This is a genomic window from Pseudomonas syringae group sp. 26L6 (assembly GCF_032587815.1).
Lineage (GTDB): Bacteria > Pseudomonadota > Gammaproteobacteria > Pseudomonadales > Pseudomonadaceae > Aquipseudomonas > Aquipseudomonas amygdali.
The window spans coordinates 423631-441056 of the sequence record NZ_JAWHPJ010000053.1 but is presented as its reverse complement, the minus strand read 5'-3'; the positions used below and the strand labels follow the sequence as shown (position 1 = coordinate 441056).

The 17426-nt window shown below is 55.2% G+C and carries 20 protein-coding genes; 17 read left to right on the top strand and 3 right to left on the bottom strand.

What is annotated here, in order from left to right; genetic code table 11:
• Positions 1-102: 102 nt before the first annotated feature.
• From RYA97_RS22295 to RYA97_RS22270, 6 genes are all read left to right on the top strand, one after another.
• The gene (locus RYA97_RS22295) at positions 103-438 is read left to right on the top strand and encodes a hypothetical protein (protein ID WP_005895441.1); all 336 of its coding nucleotides are present in this window, start codon (positions 103-105) and stop codon (positions 436-438) included.
• A gap of 95 nt (positions 439-533) precedes the next feature.
• Positions 534-1145 (top strand): DUF3275 family protein, encoded by a 612-nt coding sequence (locus tag RYA97_RS22290; protein WP_085741162.1) that lies wholly within the window; start codon positions 534-536, stop codon positions 1143-1145.
• Between the two features lie 88 nt (positions 1146-1233).
• Positions 1234-1758, top strand: a complete 525-nt coding sequence (locus RYA97_RS22285; protein ID WP_085741161.1) for a hypothetical protein — start codon at positions 1234-1236, stop codon at positions 1756-1758.
• Between the two features lie 66 nt (positions 1759-1824).
• Positions 1825-2424, top strand: coding sequence for a hypothetical protein (locus tag RYA97_RS22280; RefSeq protein WP_085741160.1), 600 nt, complete (start codon positions 1825-1827; stop codon positions 2422-2424).
• 29 nt (positions 2425-2453) lie between these two features.
• Complete coding sequence (locus tag RYA97_RS22275) at positions 2454-3905, top strand: DUF6094 domain-containing protein (RefSeq protein WP_003317513.1); 1452 nt, start codon at positions 2454-2456, stop codon at positions 3903-3905.
• Between the two features lie 106 nt (positions 3906-4011).
• Positions 4012-6276, top strand: coding sequence for a DEAD/DEAH box helicase (locus RYA97_RS22270; RefSeq protein WP_085741159.1), 2265 nt, complete (start codon positions 4012-4014; stop codon positions 6274-6276).
• 338 nt (positions 6277-6614) lie between these two features.
• Here the strand turns inward: RYA97_RS22270 and RYA97_RS22265 are convergent, their stop codons facing one another.
• Entirely contained in the window at positions 6615-7064 is a 450-nt protein-coding gene (locus RYA97_RS22265; protein WP_017699419.1) for a hypothetical protein, read from the bottom strand.
• Positions 7065-7298: 234 nt separating this feature from the next.
• Here RYA97_RS22265 and RYA97_RS22260 point away from each other — a divergent pair, with 234 nt between their 5' ends.
• Genes RYA97_RS22260 through RYA97_RS22230 form a run of 7 tightly spaced genes read left to right on the top strand, consistent with a single transcriptional unit; the run spans position 7299 to position 14236 of the window.
• Positions 7299-8009, top strand: coding sequence for a hypothetical protein (locus RYA97_RS22260; RefSeq protein ID WP_003425091.1), 711 nt, complete (start codon positions 7299-7301; stop codon positions 8007-8009).
• 8 nt (positions 8010-8017) lie between these two features.
• Positions 8018-8764 carry a TIGR03759 family integrating conjugative element protein gene (locus RYA97_RS22255; protein WP_003425092.1) on the top strand — a complete coding sequence of 249 codons (747 nt, stop codon included), beginning with the start codon at positions 8018-8020 and terminating at the stop codon, positions 8762-8764.
• Positions 8749-9306, top strand: coding sequence for a hypothetical protein (locus RYA97_RS22250; protein WP_003425094.1), 558 nt, complete (start codon positions 8749-8751; stop codon positions 9304-9306). Before RYA97_RS22255 ends, RYA97_RS22250 begins: the two co-directional genes overlap by 16 nt.
• Positions 9303-9809 (top strand): integrating conjugative element protein, encoded by a 507-nt coding sequence (locus tag RYA97_RS22245; protein WP_085741158.1) that lies wholly within the window; start codon positions 9303-9305, stop codon positions 9807-9809. Before RYA97_RS22250 ends, RYA97_RS22245 begins: the two co-directional genes overlap by 4 nt.
• An 11-nt stretch (positions 9810-9820) precedes the next feature.
• Complete coding sequence (gene traD, locus RYA97_RS22240) at positions 9821-11980, top strand: type IV conjugative transfer system coupling protein TraD (protein ID WP_003425099.1); 2160 nt, start codon at positions 9821-9823, stop codon at positions 11978-11980.
• Positions 11981-12019: 39 nt separating this feature from the next.
• Positions 12020-12769, top strand: coding sequence for a TIGR03747 family integrating conjugative element membrane protein (locus tag RYA97_RS22235; RefSeq protein ID WP_003317503.1), 750 nt, complete (start codon positions 12020-12022; stop codon positions 12767-12769).
• A 9-nt stretch (positions 12770-12778) separates the two neighbouring features.
• The gene (locus RYA97_RS22230) at positions 12779-14236 is read left to right on the top strand and encodes a UvrD-helicase domain-containing protein (protein ID WP_085741157.1); all 1458 of its coding nucleotides are present in this window, start codon (positions 12779-12781) and stop codon (positions 14234-14236) included.
• A gap of 23 nt (positions 14237-14259) precedes the next feature.
• Here the strand turns inward: RYA97_RS22230 and RYA97_RS22225 are convergent, their stop codons facing one another.
• Positions 14260-14691: a hypothetical protein gene (locus RYA97_RS22225; RefSeq protein ID WP_017699417.1), complete on the bottom strand. Its 432-nt coding sequence runs from the start codon at positions 14689-14691 to the stop codon at positions 14260-14262.
• A 167-nt stretch (positions 14692-14858) separates the two neighbouring features.
• On the opposite strand from RYA97_RS22225, the gene RYA97_RS22220 reads away from it, so the two are divergent.
• The gene (locus RYA97_RS22220) at positions 14859-15173 is read left to right on the top strand and encodes a DUF4177 domain-containing protein (RefSeq protein WP_004409778.1); all 315 of its coding nucleotides are present in this window, start codon (positions 14859-14861) and stop codon (positions 15171-15173) included.
• A 57-nt stretch (positions 15174-15230) separates the two neighbouring features.
• On the opposite strand, the gene RYA97_RS22215 is transcribed toward RYA97_RS22220, so the two are convergent.
• Entirely contained in the window at positions 15231-16178 is a 948-nt protein-coding gene (locus RYA97_RS22215) for a DUF2971 domain-containing protein (RefSeq protein ID WP_237249609.1), read from the bottom strand.
• Between the two features lie 250 nt (positions 16179-16428).
• Between RYA97_RS22215 and RYA97_RS22210 the strand changes: the two genes are divergently transcribed.
• Genes RYA97_RS22210 through RYA97_RS22200 form a run of 3 tightly spaced genes read left to right on the top strand, consistent with a single transcriptional unit; the run spans position 16429 to position 17415 of the window.
• Entirely contained in the window at positions 16429-16791 is a 363-nt protein-coding gene (locus RYA97_RS22210) for an RAQPRD family integrative conjugative element protein (RefSeq protein WP_025987077.1), read from the top strand.
• Positions 16788-17027 (top strand): TIGR03758 family integrating conjugative element protein, encoded by a 240-nt coding sequence (locus RYA97_RS22205; protein ID WP_085741155.1) that lies wholly within the window; start codon positions 16788-16790, stop codon positions 17025-17027. The genes RYA97_RS22210 and RYA97_RS22205 overlap by 4 nt, the downstream gene beginning before the upstream one ends.
• 19 nt (positions 17028-17046) lie before the next feature.
• Positions 17047-17415 carry a TIGR03745 family integrating conjugative element membrane protein gene (locus tag RYA97_RS22200; protein WP_085741154.1) on the top strand — a complete coding sequence of 123 codons (369 nt, stop codon included), beginning with the start codon at positions 17047-17049 and terminating at the stop codon, positions 17413-17415.
• Positions 17416-17426: the final 11 nt, after the last annotated feature.

The following is a 17426-nucleotide window of genomic DNA, read 5'->3' as shown; positions in this document are numbered from 1 at the left end:
CAGAAAGACTCTAACCAAACGTTCTCAAGAACGAAAACCAACCTGACCGGGTAATTCACCACCCGGTCGGGCCAGGTGGTTACCCGCACCTGGAGAACTACTATGTCCACCGCCATAAACCACTTGCCATCCACTTTGCTGAAATTGCCAGTTGTGCTGACGCCTTCCGCATGGAATGAATCTGTTCACCTGGAAGCCCCATCACATATTGCAGAAGTCGGCACTCGCCTAGGCGACGTCGTACTCGAAGCGTATCGTGAACTCCACCTGCAACCCGATGAAACCCAGATAGACTTCGGTATCTATCGTTTCCCACCTAACGGTGACCGCTCAGGGCGTGAATGGCTGGAGCTAAAACTCCATCGCATTGATGCAGTACACGGTAATTCGTACCTGTGTATTTCGCTGAGGGATGAAAAGCCGCTCTATCTTTGCTGACCCAGTTAGCAACCTGCAACCACGAACAAGCCCGAATATTCGGGCTTTTTTTCGGGCTCCCATATTAGTGGCCTGCCCGATAATCCGGAGTAGTCATGATCAACCTGCCCGGCTATTTGGCCATACGCACCATCAGCGGTCGCAACGGCGCTTTCAACGTTGGGCGACTTTCGACGTCCATCGGTGAGTTCGTTATCAAGGACGCGCTGCTGGACCAGTACCACGAGGGCAAATATCGAGGTGATTTTGTTATCACCGAAATTCGTCCCTCCTACTACACAAACGGCGGCAGATTAGTGGTCGAAGTCCGCGCCAGGCTGGACAGCATGTCTTTGGACGATGTGGCCAACCTGAGCGCAGACGAGGCTGAGAGGCTGTCCAACAACGAAACTGACCCACTCGACGAAGAAGCCTCGGGAGGCTCGTCGTCAAGCAAACCTCGCCCGACTATTCAAACAACTCCGAGAAGATCAGTTTCTGCTGGCAGTGACGCACCGTTCGGGATGTCGAGATCCGAGCCTGAGAAACAGGTCACCGCACATGAGGCTGATGCAGAGCTGTTCGGCACGATCTGGCCGATTGGACGTTCAGTCAAGCTGGACACAACTGTAGACCGTAAGCGTCTGCGGCAACAATGTGTTCGCCTTGGCGAGCTCGGGTATGAGCTTGACTTCAAGCTGCAGATTTGGAATCTCAGCACTTATTGACCTTGCTCAGAACTGAGCGTTTTCTACTTTTACATCCCCTGAGGGCTCCCTCATGGGTGCTCCTCATTACTAACTGAAGGAGCATCACATGCATCCGCTTTTCATAAATATCAAGAAAGCGATCCTGGATATCATTGAGGATCAACTCACCAACAACGAAGAAGCGCCTGACTCTGAAATCTGGAACATTCTGGTCGACGAACTTGACTTGACCGTAGAACAGGCAGACGCGGCCATAGCAATGCGACCGCGCTTCCGATGCGAGATATTCATTGCTGGGCAAAGCCCGTTGTATCAAACAAACACCGTAACCTTCGATCCGCTTGAGAAAAAACTCGTGGCTGCTGAGCCTTTGAGTTTCGATCAGATCCTAGAGATATACACGATGCTGCTGAAGAGTCGACCGGGTTACCGACTCAAACTGGGGACTCACTGGGCAGCCGGTTTGAATTCAGAGGGTGAGCTGTATTGCACCCATCTAAACCCATGCGACAAAAACGTCATGTTTGAAGTTTACGACTTCGACCGCGATGCGTTCGTTGATGGTCGCTGGCAGTACGAGACAGAAGAACAAACTCGGGCGGCAATCGATAAACCCGAATTTATCCGCTAAACACATTGAATCCCGAGGGGCATCACCGCCACTCAGGGCGGTTCCCCTCGTGTTTTGGAGGACCTAATGCCGAACCGCACTCAACTCTTTCACATCGAAGAATGCCCGGATCTGTACGTCGACGCGTGCGTCTGTGACGAGCAGCGAAACCTGATATTTCTATCAGCCTGGGGCCGCGACACGGCCATGCAGGAGTTTCTGGCCAGACTCACACTCGGTACCACCGAGAACGGCCTGGACCAGTTCCACATCGTCATGAATGACCAACGCATCCCGGTGTTCCCTGATACGGATCTTTTGGATAAACGCACCACTCGCCAGCTTCGCGGAACGCTCTTCGGCAGCCTGCTGCACTTATGGCTGTTCGATCAGCGTTGCTCGCAGCCGGATAGAGCAAACCATTCTGCTTACGCGCTCATCAATCAAGCCCAAGACCCGTTCGATAGGTTGTGGCCGCTGATCGTAGACACTTGCCCTCTTCCGTTCCTTCCACATTGGCGTGAGCCGGTGATGGAGGTCCTTACTGCGCACAACATGTTGCACCCGCTACCGGGAGCTATTGGCTCGGTGACAGCCTGGCGTTTGTCGCTGCAGATGGACGTGCTCGAAAAAGCTCTCGGCGAACTCATTCGCGCAGGGAAGCTCACCACTGAAGTTACGGCGTAGTTCACGCCCACCAGTCCAAGGAGCCAACCATGGCTTTGATGTTCTCACGGCTTGCCCGTAATTTTGCACGCAACGGCTATTACCCGACTGACGAACTGACTCTGGAGCGCACTCTGCAGGCATTGTTGCCGGCGACCTCGGGACGGATGCGGATTCTTGATCCGTGCTCGGGAGAAGGAGTGGCTTTGGCTGAGGTCGCACACCGGCTGGAGCGAGACCGAACAGAGACGTATGCGGTTGAGTACGACAAAGAGCGCGCTGATCACTCGAAAACGTTGCTGGACCGAGTGCTGCAGGGTGACTTGATGGACACCATGATCTCTCGACAGTCCTTCGGACTGCTCTGGCTCAACCCTCCTTACGGGGATCTGGTCGCTGATCACTCTGGCGCTTCACAGTACCAGGGTAGCGGCCGCAAAAGGCTGGAGAAGGCATTTTACCAACGGTCACTGCCGTTGCTTCAGTACGGAGGGGTGATGGTATTCATCGTTCCTCACTACGTGCTGGACGACGAGCTGTGTGGCTGGCTCACCAATCACTTTACCGGGCTGCGGATCTGCGCCGCGGTAGACCGGACGTTCAAACAGGTCGTGATATTCGGAATCAGGGTACGGCGTCAGGATCTGGCAAGATCCCGGGAACTGGCGGCGATGCGTGAGTATCTGCGGGCAATCGGATCCGGGGAAGAAGCTGCTGATCTGCTACCGGCCACTTGGCCATGGGAGCAATACGCTGTCCTACCGATCGCTAATGACCTGGAACACTTCTACCGAATCACTCTTGAACCCGAGCAATTCAGTGAAGAGGTTCTTCGTCTGAGAGGCCTATGGCCTGATTTCACGCTGCACTTTGGCCAGACTGGCGCTCAACCGCGGGCCCCGGTGAAGGCACTTTCACGGTGGCACTTGGCACTGGCACTCGCTGCTGGAGCCATAACTGGTGTAGTGACCTCTCGTTCCGGGCGTGTCCTGGTGCTCAAGGGCGACACTTACAAGGATAAGGTTCCCAAGACCGAATTCACTGAGGACGAGGACGGCAACGTGTTTGAGACACGGATCTTGACTGATCGTTTTGTGCCCAGGATTCGGGCATGGGATATGACGCCAGGCTCATCCTATCTAGGGTACGCACTGACCATCAGCTCGGATGCGACAACACCAGCTACACACGAAACCACCTCAAACACTGCTGCAAGTAGTCAGAACGCTTCAATTGAACTGGGCCGTGTGATGGTCACGCACAGCGTTCAAAGTCTGCTTCAAAATAGCTCTCTCGACGTGAGGCAGTACCTGCGGCGTCACGCGACGGGCGATTGGGGCGAGATTTCGAACGACGACTGGGACAGCAACCAGCAAGCACTGAGTGCTGATGGCCGATTGTTTTCCGGGTATGACATCGACGCAGAGGATGAGACCAGACTCTGGATCATTACCGAGTCTGATCGCTCAGCAACAACAGTCATGTTGCCATCTGACTACTAAGAAACTTTACCAACACCTTTCAATCATCTAACCGCACCTCAGGGTATGAACAATACCCTTGGTGGTGTCGTGCATGCCCTGTTTAACCCAATAGTGGAGAAACATCATGAACGACCTGCCTTTGGCTGCGCCTGCAGGCCACCCTTGTGTGCCAACTTTGAACATCGGGCTCACTGAGTTTATCGAAGAGTTTGGCGACGAACTCCTGGAGTCACTCAACCGCTCCAACCCACCGGTTTACGCCGGCATCGACAATCCGGCTCGGCAGTGGGTGCTGGACGGCCTCAAACGACAGCCCTTCCCTGCCCAGGCTCAAGTGGTCCAGGCAATTGCCGCGCTTTTGCTCGATCAGAATGAGCAGGCTGGCATCATCAATGCCGAGATGGGGACAGGCAAAACAATGATGGCCATCGCTCTCGCTGCAGTCATGCATGGAGCTGGTTATCGCAGGACGATGGTCATCGCGCCTCCGCACCTGGTCTACAAGTGGCGGCGCGAAATCCTCGAAACCATCCCAGACGCTCGCGTCTGGGTGCTCAACGGACCGGATACCCTGGTCAAGCTGCTGAAGCTGCGCGATCAACTGGGTGATACCTACGACGGACGTCAGGAGTTCTTTATTCTCGGCCGTGTGCGGATGCGGATGGGGTTCCACTGGCGTCTGGCCTTTTGGCAGCGACGTACCGGCGGTGGAAGGAGCCTGGCAGCGTGTCCAGATTGTGGGCGTCTGCTCCAGGACCAGGAAGGCAATCTGATCACCGCTGAGGAATTTCAGCGTGAAGAGCGACGTCGACGCTGCGAACACTGTGATGCCGCTTTATGGACGCTGATGCGCCCGGGCAAATCGGATGGCGGCAGCCGCCGTAACACGATCCTAAAGTCGATGTGTCGCATCCCTACAATCGGACCTGTTCGTGCAGAACGGCTTCTATCTGACTTCGGCGAGGACTTTCTCGCCTCGATGCTCCTGGACAATGTCTCTGAGTTCATCAACCTGATGGACGCCAAAGGCAACTTCATCTTCAGCGACCGCCAGGCCAAGCGCATGGAGCGTGCGATGGCGAACATCGAGTTCGGGTTCGGCGAAGGGGGTTACCAACCCACCGAGTTCATCAAGCGCTACCTACCTTATGGGTGCTTCGACCTACTGGTCGTGGACGAGGGGCACGAGTACAAAAACAGTGGATCGGCACAAGGTCAGGCTATGGGCGTGCTCGCAGCCAAAGCACGAAAGACTGTGCTGCTGACCGGCACTCTGATGGGCGGGTATGCAGACGATCTGTTCTACCTCCTGTTCCGAATCCTCACCAGACGTATGATCGAGGACGGCTATCAGCCCAACGCGCGAGGAAGCATGGCGCCGGCGGCGATGTCTTTTATGCGGGATCACGGGGTATTGAAGGATATCTACACCGAGCGTGATGGCAGTTCTCACAAGACTGCCAAAGGTAAGAAACTCTCAGTGCGGACGGTCAAAGCTCCGGGGTTCGGCCCGAAAGGCATTCACCGCTTCGTTCTACCCTTCACTGTGTTCCTGAAACTCAAGGATATCGGCGGCAACGTGCTACCTGGTTACCGGGAGGAGTTCATTGACGTACCGATGTCTCCAGACCAGGAGGCGGCTCACCGTAAGCTTGCCCAGACATTGACCGCCGAGCTTCGGCAGGCGCTGGCCCGTAGAGATACGACGCTGTTAGGGGTGGTGTTGAACGTGCTGTTGGCATGGCCGGACTGCTGCTTTCGACCTGAGGTGGTGAAACATCCTCGATCCAGAGACACGTTGGCTTTCGTGCCGTCGGTCTTCGATGATGACGAGCTCATGCCGAAGGAACAGGCCCTTCTGGACCTATGTCTTGCTGAAAAAGCCCGGAACCGCAAGGTTCTGGCCTACTCGGTTTACACGGGTACCAGAGACACCACGAGCCGCATGAAGCGGGTGCTCGAGCAATCGGGACTGAAGGTGGCAGTGCTGCGTGCATCGGTGGACACCGCCAGGCGCGAGGACTGGATCCTTGACCAGGTTGATCGAGGCGTCGACGTACTGATCACCAACCCGGAGCTCGTAAAAACAGGTCTGGACCTGCTGGACTTTCCGACCATTGCGTTCATGCAGACGGGTTACAACGTCTACACGGTGCAACAGGCGGCAAGGCGCTCATGGAGGATCGGACAGAAGCAGGACGTCCGAGTGATCTTTTTCGGCTACATCGGCAGCTCTCAGATCACCTGCCTGCAGCTGATGGCCAAGAAGATCGCTGTATCACAGAGCACTTCAGGAGATGTTCCAGAGTCTGGATTGGACTCACTGAACCAGGATGGTGATTCCGTCGAAATGGCTCTGGCAAAGCAGCTCATTGGCCTCGGTGGATAGGGCCGCGATACAACAATACGTTGAATAAAAGCTTAGCGGTTGCTAAGCTTTGCACAGAGGTCTGCAACTGCGCATTCGTCGGGCATGGGTACCAGTTTATAACCCCCCCGCATTTTTGGCAGCAGAGAAGCTGGTTTCTCTGATAGTAGTGACGGTCAACACGCAATGGACAGGAAGTTCAATTGGAGTGCTTGAGTAAGTCTAGGGACGTACTGACGTGTTGAATCGGATTCTGACACCAAGGCCGTAAGGCTGGGAGCTAAAGAATCGCTGCGACTACTCCTCTGTAAATTCAAAAGACGCCTGATGGCGTCTTTTTTTTTGACACCGTCAGACCATCAAAATTTGCCCACGACCTGCCCAACCAATGTCCCACTGGCATTGCGCTTTGGGTACCAGGTCACAACATAGTAACCAAATCCTCGCCTATCATCACGCCCCTCTAGCACCAGAGATCCAGCCGGTGTTTTCATGACCGTGAGCCTATGGTGCCCACGCACCTCACGAAACTCGCAATAAATGGGTGCCTTGTGCACCACCATGTTCGCGATATGTTGTGGAATTTGGTCAGCAGAAACGCATCCATACCTAGCCAAATCAGATTTATGGGCTTCCCAGATATGCATAATCCCAAACCCCTGATTATTACCTAGATGTATACCGACACGCAGGTAGATCTCGCCGCCCCGTAGACCAAATTTTGGCATGCTTGGAATCGTTCCGAAGCTTTCCGATCCGCTGGGGTGAGGGATCAAAACGTTCTTTTTGAGGGTGGTCAGTAAAGACAAGGCACGTTCCTAGCCAAGATGATATGGGATCTGGTGGCCGCATTGTGCCATGTATAGCACTTCCGCGACTTGGCGTTTTGGATCCAGAACGTTTAGAGCTCCAATCTACAACCGTGATGTCGGCTTCACGCTCGCGCACTCTCGCTCAAAACCCTTTCCGACTGAAAAACGGTTTCCTACTGCTTCTGATCAAGCTTTTTGCGAACGTGCCTCACATCTTGAGTGAGGTCCTCCATGAAGCTGCCACTGCGCCCTTCTCTTTCCCGCGCCACCGTCCTGCAAATCCTGGCCCTGATCGTCCTGATCGGCATGCTGGTTTACCAGCAGTGGCAGATTCTCCACCTGAAAACAGGTTTTGAATCAGCTGCGAACCTGGAAACCGTCAACGCCATCACCCAACGCATCAATGGCGTTGATGACCGGCTCGATGCTGCCAGCCAGCTGAAGTCCGTGACCATCGATGACTTCAGGGCCGGCCAGCAGGCTCTGTCAAACCGCATCGATGCCGTTCAAGCCCTCCTGAAGCAGGTGCAGGAGGCGGCGAAGGACGCTGCCCAACAGGGTGCCTCCATGCAAGAAGTTGTGGTCATGGGCGCTCGGATCGAGGAGCTGCAGGTGAAACTCCAAGACCTGCGTGCGGCTAAACCAGCATCTGTTCAAATCACGGCAGCCAAGCCAAAGACTCCACCCCCCTCCCGCAAAACAACAGCACAAACCAAAGCTGCAGAGGCAACTCCACCGTTTTCGGTCGTGGGTGTGGAGTATCGCGGAGGGGAACGTTTCTTGTCAGTTGCCCCGCCGGGCAGCACTCAACTGAGTCAACTGAACCTGATACGCCCGGGCGACATGGTCGCGGGGAGCAACTGGCAGCTCAACAGCCTGGATGACTCGCGCGCCCTGTTCAGCATCAACGGCTCAACCCGCATTCTGCCCCTGCGCCCTTAGAGGTTCACATGACCGATTACAACCTGCGAATGTTCACACTGACGGGAGTCATCCTGATCACAGCGGCTGGTATGGCCAACGCTGCAACAAACAGCTCTGCACAGTCCACCAGTAGAGAGCAACAGAGCACCGTGCTGGACAGCCAGTCGCAATCGAGCGACGAGATGCTTGCACGAGACTGGAACCTCAGTCCTCAGGAATGGCAGCGCTACCAAACGCTGATGCAGAGTTCACGAGGTGTGTATTCCCCCGGGCTGGATCCGCTGACAGCATTGGGTATCGAAGCCCGCAATGATGAAGAGCGCCGGCGGTATGCAGAGCTCCAGGTCAAAGCCGAGGCGCAGCGCACGGCAAAAGAGTTAGCGTATCAACGCGCCTATGACGATGCCTTCAAACGCGTCTACCCGAACCTGATGCCCATCGCCAGCTCTGCGCCCCAAGGGACGGCCGCGAGCCCAGCTAACCAGGGCAACGGCCGATTGGCAGTGTTTGTTAAGGACGACTGCCCGGAATGCTCGATACGAGTGAAGGCCCTTCAAGCTCAGAAGCAGCCGTTTGACGTGTACATGGTGGGTAGCCAGAACGACGACGAGCGAATTCGCAACTGGGCGATTGTCTCGGGGATCGACCCTGCGAATGTCAGAACCCGACAAATCACCCTCAACCATGACGGTGGACGTTGGCTTGGCCTGAGCTTGGGTGGCGAGTTACCGGCCGTTGTGCGAGAGGTGAACGGGCAATGGCTGCGTCAGTGACGTGGGCAGGCCTTGCCCTGCTGTGCTTCGCGTTGACAAGCCATGCAGCCGAGCTTCCGCCGCCGGCTTATCAGCTGGCTGCCCAAGCCGCGAGTATTCCGTCGGAAGTGCTCTATTCAGTGGCACTGCAGGAAAGCGGGGCGAAGTTGCGTGGTCAGCTTGTGCCGTGGCCTTGGACGCTGAACGTTGCCGGCGCGGGTTACCGTTTTGCAACTCGCGCGGATGCATGCACTGCCTTACTCATAGCCCTCGTCCAGGCAGGCCCTAAGCGTGTAGACGTGGGTTTGGGACAGGTGAACATGGGCTGGAACGGCCATCGTTTCCATTCCAGTAATCCATGCGACTCGCTCAATCCCTACAAGAACCTGGACGTGACCGCGCAGATCCTGGCTGAACAGCGAGCGCTCGGCGGTGACTGGATCACCGTAGCCGGGCGCTATCACCGGCCTGCCGGCGGCGCTCCAGCCGCGAATTACCGTAAGGCTTTTGCCAAACATCTCAGCCGGGTAACCGGCATCCAAATGCTGGTGACCAATCCATGAACCGTTCAGTGATCCTCGGCGCAGCGCTCTGCCTGCCATTTATGATCTGCCAGGCTGCAGAGCTCATCGTGGTAGAAGACAAAGGTGGTGACTCAGCGCTGCCTTACTATCGATCTCTCAATCCCGAGCCATCCTCTTCTGTCTCAAATGACCTGACCTCGCAACTGGATCCTGTAGCAGCACAGGGATTGCCGGTACGCACCACTCGAATGACTCCAGGGACAGTTGAGGGCCGAATCATCAACGCGCCAGGCCTGCAGCCTTTGTTCCTGATCGGGGACGATGAAACATCACGCCGATGGCTACAAGAGCGCGGTGCGGTGCTGAAGCAGATGCAGGCCGTAGGACTGGTGGTCAACGTGGCCACACAAGAACGACTTGCCGTAGTCAGGAGTTGGTTGCCCGACGCGCTCGTGTCCCCCGCATCTGGTGACGAGCTTTCTCAACGTCTCGGTCTGAATCACTATCCGGTGTTGATCACCCCAACCGCCATCGAGCAATAGGAGGTCGGGATATGGCTCACGATTACGCCATCGAATCACTGCTCAGGCCCGCCGTTGAGCTCTACACAGTATATGTGTGCGCTGCAGGTGCATTCCTATGCGTGTTCGCGCCCTGGGCATTTGCGCTTACTCCGCTGTTCGGCATCGTGACCTCCGCGGGCTTTCTCGCTCTGGGTTTAGTGCGTCTGAAACAAGCATGGCAGGTGCTGCGCTATCGCCGAAACATCCGTCGACTGCCTCATTACACGATGACCAGTAAAGAAGTGCCGGTCAGCAATCAACGTCTGTTCATCGGTCTTGGCTTTCGCTGGCAGCAGCGCCATACCCAGCGGCTGATGGACACTTACCTGCCGAAGTACTCCAGCTACGTTGAAGCCACCACACTGTTCCGCGCAGCGCGTCGTTTTGAGGAAAGAGCGGAGTTTGCTCCATACCCTGTCCGACTTCTGGCCAGAGCCACATCATGGGACGTGCCCATCAATCCTGTGCGACCTCTACCACCCGTCGGTGGCTTGCCACGGCTGCACGGCATCGAGCCATACGAGGAGAACGTCTCTCTCCCTTTGGGCGAGCGAGTAGGCCATTCGATTGTTCTGGGCACCACCCGTGTCGGAAAAACGCGCCTGGCTGAATTGTTCATCACTCAGGACATTCGGCGGAAAAAGCACGGCCAGCACGAGGTCGTCATCGTCTTTGATCCAAAGGGCGATGCAGATTTGCTCAAGCGCATGTATCTCGAAGCCAAACGCGCCGGCCGCCTGAACGAATTTTATGTGTTCCACCTGGGCTGGCCAGACCACTCGGCACGCTACAACGCCGTTGGGCGTTTTGGGCGGATTTCAGAAGTGGCCACCAGGATCGCTGGGCAACTCTCCGGGGAAGGTAACTCAGCAGCATTCCGTGAATTCGCTTGGCGATTCGTGAACATCATCGCAAGAGCCCTCGTCGCGCTGGGCCGTCGACCTGACTACCTGCAGATCCAGCAGCACGTGATCAACATCGAAGGGATCTTCCAGGAGTATGCCTCCAAATACTTTGATGAATATGATCCAAAGGCCTGGGAGGCGATCGTCGCTATTGAAGGCAAGCTCAACGAAAAAAACGTACCGTTCAACATGAAGGGCCGGCCGTTCCGTGTGGTGGCAATCGATCAATACCTGTCTCAGACGCGCGTGGCAGATCCAGTGATGGATGGACTGCGCAGCGCGGTCCGCTACGACAAGACCTATTTCGACAAGATCGTCGCCTCGCTGCTGCCACTGCTTGAGAAGCTGACAACAGGCCGCATGGCGGAACTGATCTCGCCGGACTATCAGGACGTGAACGATCCTCGACCGATCTTTGACTGGATGCAGGTGGTCCGCAAAAAGGCCGTGGTTTATATCGGCCTGGACGCCTTGTCGGACACAGAGGTCGCCGCTGCCGTCGGCAACTCTATGTTCTCCGACCTGGTCTCGGTCGCTGGCCATATCTACAAGTTCGGTGTCGACGACGGACTACCGGGCGGCGTCCCTGGCACCAAAGTGCCTATCAACCTCCATGCCGATGAGTTCAACGAGCTGATGGGTGAGGAATTCATTCCGATGATCAACAAGGGCGGCGGTGCCGGCATGCAGGTGACTGCCTACACCCAGACAATGAGCGATATCGAAGCGAAGATCGGCAACAAGGCCAAGGCTGGCCAGGTGATCGGTAACTTCAACAACGTGTTCATGCTGCGCGTCCGCGAAACGTCCACCGCCGAGCTGCTGACAAACCAGTTGCCTAAGGTTCAGGTTTTCACATCCACCCCGGCCAGCTCGGCGAATGACAGTGCAACGGGCAATACCGCGTTCACATCATCCAGTCATGACCAGGTGCAGCAGGTCAGCGTGCCAATGATTGAGCCAGCGCATGTCGTCGGCCTGCCCAAGGGACAATGCTTTGCGCTCATGGAAGGCGGCAATCTGTGGAAAATCAGAATGCCTTTGCCTGGCCATGATCCTGATGAAGTAATGCCGGCAGATCTGCAGGCCTTGGCGGAAAGCATGCGTCAGACGTATCAGGTGGGCAAGGTCGACGACACTGGCTGGTGGTCAGCGCCCGGTTATCAGACGCTAAACGAGTCGCTGCCTGCAGATCTGCTCGACGACTTCAAAAAAATCGCTGTTGCACCTGAGGATGCGGCATGACTCTCGGCGGGTTGAGCGATCGGCAAGGGGGCATCTGATATGGCGGACGTTGCCGATCGCGCGAAACAGCAGCAAGACCACGAACAGTCGTTCATAGGATCTCTCTTCACCCTGCCATTCCGATTCGCTGCAGTGATGTTCCTCTCTCTGGGGGGAGCCATCATCGTCGAATGGATCTGCATGTACTTCTTCTGGCCGGAGGCCGGTTGGCAGCATGCTCGTGCAATGCTCGATCATGAACTCAGCTGGCTCTCCAAGGGGTTCCTGCAGAGTGTGGTTGTTCAAGAGCCAGGCCGAACGGCGACATGGCTGGTTCAAACCACATATGACTGGCTGGTGGTCAAGACTGGGCTTCAGGACTGGGTTCAACACACCTCTGATTATGCTGCGACAGGACAACGATCACGCGGTTTCGATATGCGCTACATGCTCGGCGTGGGAGTCAGCAAGTTTCAGGATTACGGCCTTGCGGCGCTCTACACGACACTGGTGTTTTGCGTGCGTCTGGTGATCCTGACCCTCGCAATCCCGTTATTTGTGATGACGGCATTTGTTGGTTTTGTGGACGGGCTGGTGCGCAGAGACTTGCGGCGGTTCGGTGCCGGCCGCGAGTCCAGCTACCTCTATCACAAAGCTCGAGCAACGATGGTGCCGCTGGTGATAGTCCCCTGGAGCCTTTACCTGGCTCTGCCATTCAGCGTGAGCCCTTTGCTAGTGCTCCTGCCATGCGCGGCACTGCTCGGCCTGGCGGTCAGCATTACGGCGTCCAGCTTCAAAAAATACCTTTAGGTGCCCTCCATGCAATGGACAGAAGAACAACTGCCAGCTATTCACTCCTTCGCAAAGAAGCTACTGGTCCAGGCGTTTGCCGGTACCGGGAAGACAACGACACTCGTCGGTTACGCCACGCACAACTCGTCGGTCAAAATGCTGTACCTCTGCTACAACAAAGCCGTTGAGATCGCGGCAAAGAATCGTTTTCCACGCAATGTGACCTGCAAAACAGCTCACGGCCTCGCCTACGCTGTCTATGGCAGCCAGTACAAACACAAGCAGGCTGGCAATCTGCGTTTGACCGACATCGCGAGGACGATCAATACCCAGGATTGGGAGCTGGCCAAAGATATCGTTTCTACCCTCAATGCCTTCATGGCCAGCAAGGATCTGGAGCTGCTGGAAGACCACTTTGTGCGATTCCAGAGCAACCGCACACTGACCTCGGTCCAGCAGCAGTACATGAGTAAAGCGCTCAACCTGACCAGAGACGTTTGGCAGAAGATGGTCGATATCAACGATCGCTCAGTCCCCATGACGCACGATGGCTATCTGAAGCTGTACCAGATGAGCCAGCCAGATCTGAGCCAGCGTTTCGGTGCGATTTTGCTCGACGAAGGGCAGGACGTGAACCCGGTCATCGCGAATCTGGTCCAGATCCAAACAATAACTCAAGTCACTGTAGGTGATCGGCATCAGCAGCTGTATCGGTTCAGAGGCGCTGTGGATGCTTTAAACAGCCCGGCGATGAAGGACGCCGAGAAGCACTTCCTGACTCAGAGCTTCAGATTTGGACCGGCTGTTGCCTACGTGGCCAACGTCATCCTTTCCTTCAAGGGTGAAAAGATCCCCCTGCAAGGCCTGGGACAGCCGACGCTGGTGAAACGAGCCTTACCGGACGATCTTCCTCACCGCACCTACCTGCACCGTACTGTGAGCGGTGTGATCGAGAACGCGCTGCGCCTGGTCAACCAAAACCACCGCATGCAGTGGATCGGAGGGATCGACAGCTATTCCTTGCGCGATCTGGAGGACCTGTTCTATTTCAGCCGGCATATGAATGACCAGGTCCAGCAGCGCAAATTGCTGACCGACTATGCCGATTACGACCAGTATGTCGTGATCGCGAAGGCCACGCAGGATCCTGAGATGCTGCGCTCGATCAAAATCATCGAAAACTATGCGGATCTGCCCCAACGAATCGAGCAGTTGCGTGCTGCATCTGTCACGTCGGAGCTCGATGCAACCGTGACCCTTACCACTGCGCACAGAGCCAAAGGTCTGGAGTGGGACTTCGTTGGGCTTTATGACGACTTTTCAGCAGATCCGCTTTCCCCTGACATCGATGCCGGCAAACGCGACGATGAGCTGAACCTTCTGTACGTAGCTGTCACACGAGCCATGAAGATTCTGGCCGTCAACTCTCTTGTGATCGACATCATGCAGCGCTTCAAAGACATGAAGCAGCGCTCGAAACCTTGATGCGCTGCCCCATTCCCAATCAACTACCTCTTATGACGCAAGTCTTCTTCGGTCAGATCTAAGAAGGCGGGTTCTACACCGCAATGAGCTACTACGCTTTGAAAGCTCGCGTGTGTCCAATCCGGTTTACGTTCGGAATCAAGGGTAACGATTGCCCACGAACCGTCTGGTGAGATGCCAAGACCGGGGGCATATCGTTCGATCCAAACAGAACGTTCAAGAATTTTATCCATTGACGAAAGCGCCTTGGGAAGGGCTTTTTCAGAATCAAGACGCTTAACAACACCATACATGATGTCCTCAATAACGTTTGTAACGGACGTGCCGTTGTAGTCACGAAGTTGAGCTATCAGACAGACAAGGGATCCGTCATCCTTGATACGCACACGAACAAAACATGCTCCCATGGAGTGGAAGCCTTTGTACTCAAAATTGCGGTAGTCCAGCGTCTGCATCCCTACGTTTCCTTTGAAAATAACTGCGTGGACCGGCTCATCACCGGCGTAGTAAATATCTCACTACCTATACCATTTTCCAAATGGAATAGGTTTGGCGCTTCGCCCAGCGCTTAGAGACTGCAAAAATGACCTGCCCTTCCCCATCTGCTTGCAGTAGGTATCCGATGACACTCTATGAATACACCCAGACCTTCGTCCCCCTGCCCTACAAAACCGTTACCAGCGGCATGTTGATGTTCAAGTCGATAGATGAGACGACCCAGCCGGATGTTGAGAGGTATATGAGCGACCCAGAAACTCTGGCCGTATTGAATCGACATGGCAGAGAAGGATGGGAGCTGGTGAGCGTTCAGCAGATAAATCGTGGCCGTGAACAGATTGGCAACCAAAACGCACAGGGCTGGGCGCTTGGCTACACACTCAGTACGGGCTTCCTTTTCTTCTTCAAACGCTGCGTGAGAATTCAGCAAGTCGAATAATGGGACTTCGACCTGCTTTCTGGCGATAAATGACTTGAAGGGAGTGTCGCTGGCCTCCTAAACGTCATGAGCATCGTCCAAGTCGTCAAGAAGCCATGAATAATCTTGATCAAGCATAGGTCTCATCGAGTCGTCGAAATGAATTCTCGCGCGTTTGAGCTTAAAGTTGGACGTAGGCTCGGTTATTTTCCAAAATTTTATGGTCGATTTTTCCCCTCCCAGCATCGACATGGTCGACTCAAAAATTGCTGAAGGACAGTTCATACCAAATGTGACGGATTTGACAGGGAATGGGCTACGGTCTAACCCGATGGGAGCGAGTAACCTCCATTCTTTCTCGTATCTCCACTCGCCCGACTTTGTGAGTAGAGAGGCCCTCTCGACCTCGAGCTGCGACTGTACGTCGCCATCCTGCAACCACCGGACAATTGAGTCGGCTAGTATTTCACGGCTCTGGCCATACACCACTTTATGGATACGCGTCGATTTGAGATCCGAAGTGTCATACTCAATGCACACACCTCGATGCTGCTGCCCATAGTGTGACCACATCAATGGGCTTGTCGCATTCGCACTGAGACAAAGAACGCCCGTGGCAAGTGTGTCTTTTACTTCACTCTGAATCAGCGTTAACAGCTCACGTTGATAATAGCCTGCCTGATCGGTGATCTCTGGATCCGTCGCCATGTACTCTATTCCACGGATAGCATCCTGTACCTCGGTCTCCCCGAGTCGAGCTCGGTGCAAGTCGAGTTTCTGCCCCTTCAACTTTAAGCGTTTCAGCGCTGCAGAGGACTCCTTCTCTACGCGCCTAATGACCATTAACTTTAGAAGCAATTTCAGTCTTTCAATGCTTTGGTCACCAGCGATTACGACAGGCCGGCAATCTAATGGGTCGTTGAACGTCCCTGGATCAGCGTAAAAAACTTTTCCGTGGTACAGCTGCTCTACCATACGATCACTGAAACTTAAATATTTGTACAAGCTTGCTGGTGCTTTACCCATCACATCAATAACTCCAATCCTTCCCTATGAAGCTCTCAGCAGCATGTCTGCTCCGACCCACCATTGAGAGCGCTGCATGCTGTGCATTAAAGCCTCGCCAAACGACTTTCTTCAATGAATCTCTGACCGGATGAGCAGTTAGCACGCCAACCTAAACCCCCTCAGACCTAAAAAGGGTTTCGTACTGATTCCTTCCGGGCCGTTGGTCATGCTGTGCACACAGATTCCTACAGCTTCCAAGGCCCGCGACGTGAAAATCAAACTCCACGCGATCAAACCAGCGTTTTCAAGCATGCAGATCTGCCTGTCTGCAGTCCTCATATGCACACCGCTGCTTTCCTCACATGCCCGAGCAGCCGGCACGGCTTCCGAGCAAGCCAACGTGGAAGTAATGATTCGCCAGCTCAATGCGGTTGAGGCCGTCGCCCAGCGCAGCGCTGACCTGCCCAGTGAATCAGCCCAGCGCTATCACCTGGATTACTCCAGGTTAGTCAGCGATATCGCACGCATTCGCCAGGGCCTGCAGGATTATCTGACTCCCTCCCGGGCACAGCCCCGAGACCCCGTCGAGATATCAGGCCAATACAACGTCAGCGGTGATCACACGCCATGACGATGTCCTCCACCCAGAACAGTGCCTTTCAGGCCGCTGCCGGCTTTTCGCCGGCCAACAGCAACACGCTGTGGACCGGAATTGCGGCGGGCATCCTCCTTTTGTGGGGCGTCTGGGTACTTCTAAGCATTTATCGCGGCTGGGCAACCCGAAACCTTGACAGATCGGCTGCTGCCGCTTCTGCCGCTCGTTGGGCCGTGCTGTTCATGGTTATGACTTTCATGCTGTTGAGTTGATTTTTCCAAGGAGATAAAGATGACGCTGTATTCATTGTTCACTCAGGCACGTGCCTTTTTGAAACGCCGGCTTTTTTCGGTCCTGCTGACGGCTGCCACACCTGGCACTAGTTTCGCGGCTCTACCGGGCGCACAAGCCCCCACACGCGGCACTGGGACCAGCTTTCTGCAGACCTTCCAAAACTATGCCTTCGACGGCTTCACGCTGCTGGGTCTATGTATGTGCGCATTCGGGATCATTTTGGTGGGGCGACATGCGCTGGGCGTCTACCACGAGATCCATATGGGCAAAGCCAAATGGGCTGACCTGGGCAGTACCGCTGTAGTCGGTGTTTGCTTGATCGGCGTCACGATCTACCTGGTCACCACCGCTACCAACATTCTTTGAGTCCTAGAGGC

Coding starts and splice junctions, on each gene's coding strand:
- RYA97_RS22295 (WP_005895441.1), top strand. CDS start 103: ATGTCCACCGCCATAAACCACTTGCCATCCACTTTGCTGAAATTGCCA.
- RYA97_RS22290 (WP_085741162.1), top strand. CDS start 534: ATGATCAACCTGCCCGGCTATTTGGCCATACGCACCATCAGCGGTCGC.
- RYA97_RS22285 (WP_085741161.1), top strand. CDS start 1,234: ATGCATCCGCTTTTCATAAATATCAAGAAAGCGATCCTGGATATCATT.
- RYA97_RS22280 (WP_085741160.1), top strand. CDS start 1,825: ATGCCGAACCGCACTCAACTCTTTCACATCGAAGAATGCCCGGATCTG.
- RYA97_RS22275 (WP_003317513.1), top strand. CDS start 2,454: ATGGCTTTGATGTTCTCACGGCTTGCCCGTAATTTTGCACGCAACGGC.
- RYA97_RS22270 (WP_085741159.1), top strand. CDS start 4,012: ATGAACGACCTGCCTTTGGCTGCGCCTGCAGGCCACCCTTGTGTGCCA.
- RYA97_RS22260 (WP_003425091.1), top strand. CDS start 7,299: ATGAAGCTGCCACTGCGCCCTTCTCTTTCCCGCGCCACCGTCCTGCAA.
- RYA97_RS22255 (WP_003425092.1), top strand. CDS start 8,018: ATGACCGATTACAACCTGCGAATGTTCACACTGACGGGAGTCATCCTG.
- RYA97_RS22250 (WP_003425094.1), top strand. CDS start 8,749: ATGGCTGCGTCAGTGACGTGGGCAGGCCTTGCCCTGCTGTGCTTCGCG.
- RYA97_RS22245 (WP_085741158.1), top strand. CDS start 9,303: ATGAACCGTTCAGTGATCCTCGGCGCAGCGCTCTGCCTGCCATTTATG.
- traD (WP_003425099.1), top strand. CDS start 9,821: ATGGCTCACGATTACGCCATCGAATCACTGCTCAGGCCCGCCGTTGAG.
- RYA97_RS22235 (WP_003317503.1), top strand. CDS start 12,020: ATGGCGGACGTTGCCGATCGCGCGAAACAGCAGCAAGACCACGAACAG.
- RYA97_RS22230 (WP_085741157.1), top strand. CDS start 12,779: ATGCAATGGACAGAAGAACAACTGCCAGCTATTCACTCCTTCGCAAAG.
- RYA97_RS22225 (WP_017699417.1), bottom strand. CDS start 14,691: ATGCAGACGCTGGACTACCGCAATTTTGAGTACAAAGGCTTCCACTCC.
- RYA97_RS22220 (WP_004409778.1), top strand. CDS start 14,859: ATGACACTCTATGAATACACCCAGACCTTCGTCCCCCTGCCCTACAAA.
- RYA97_RS22215 (WP_237249609.1), bottom strand. CDS start 16,178: ATGGGTAAAGCACCAGCAAGCTTGTACAAATATTTAAGTTTCAGTGAT.
- RYA97_RS22205 (WP_085741155.1), top strand. CDS start 16,788: ATGACGATGTCCTCCACCCAGAACAGTGCCTTTCAGGCCGCTGCCGGC.
- RYA97_RS22200 (WP_085741154.1), top strand. CDS start 17,047: ATGACGCTGTATTCATTGTTCACTCAGGCACGTGCCTTTTTGAAACGC.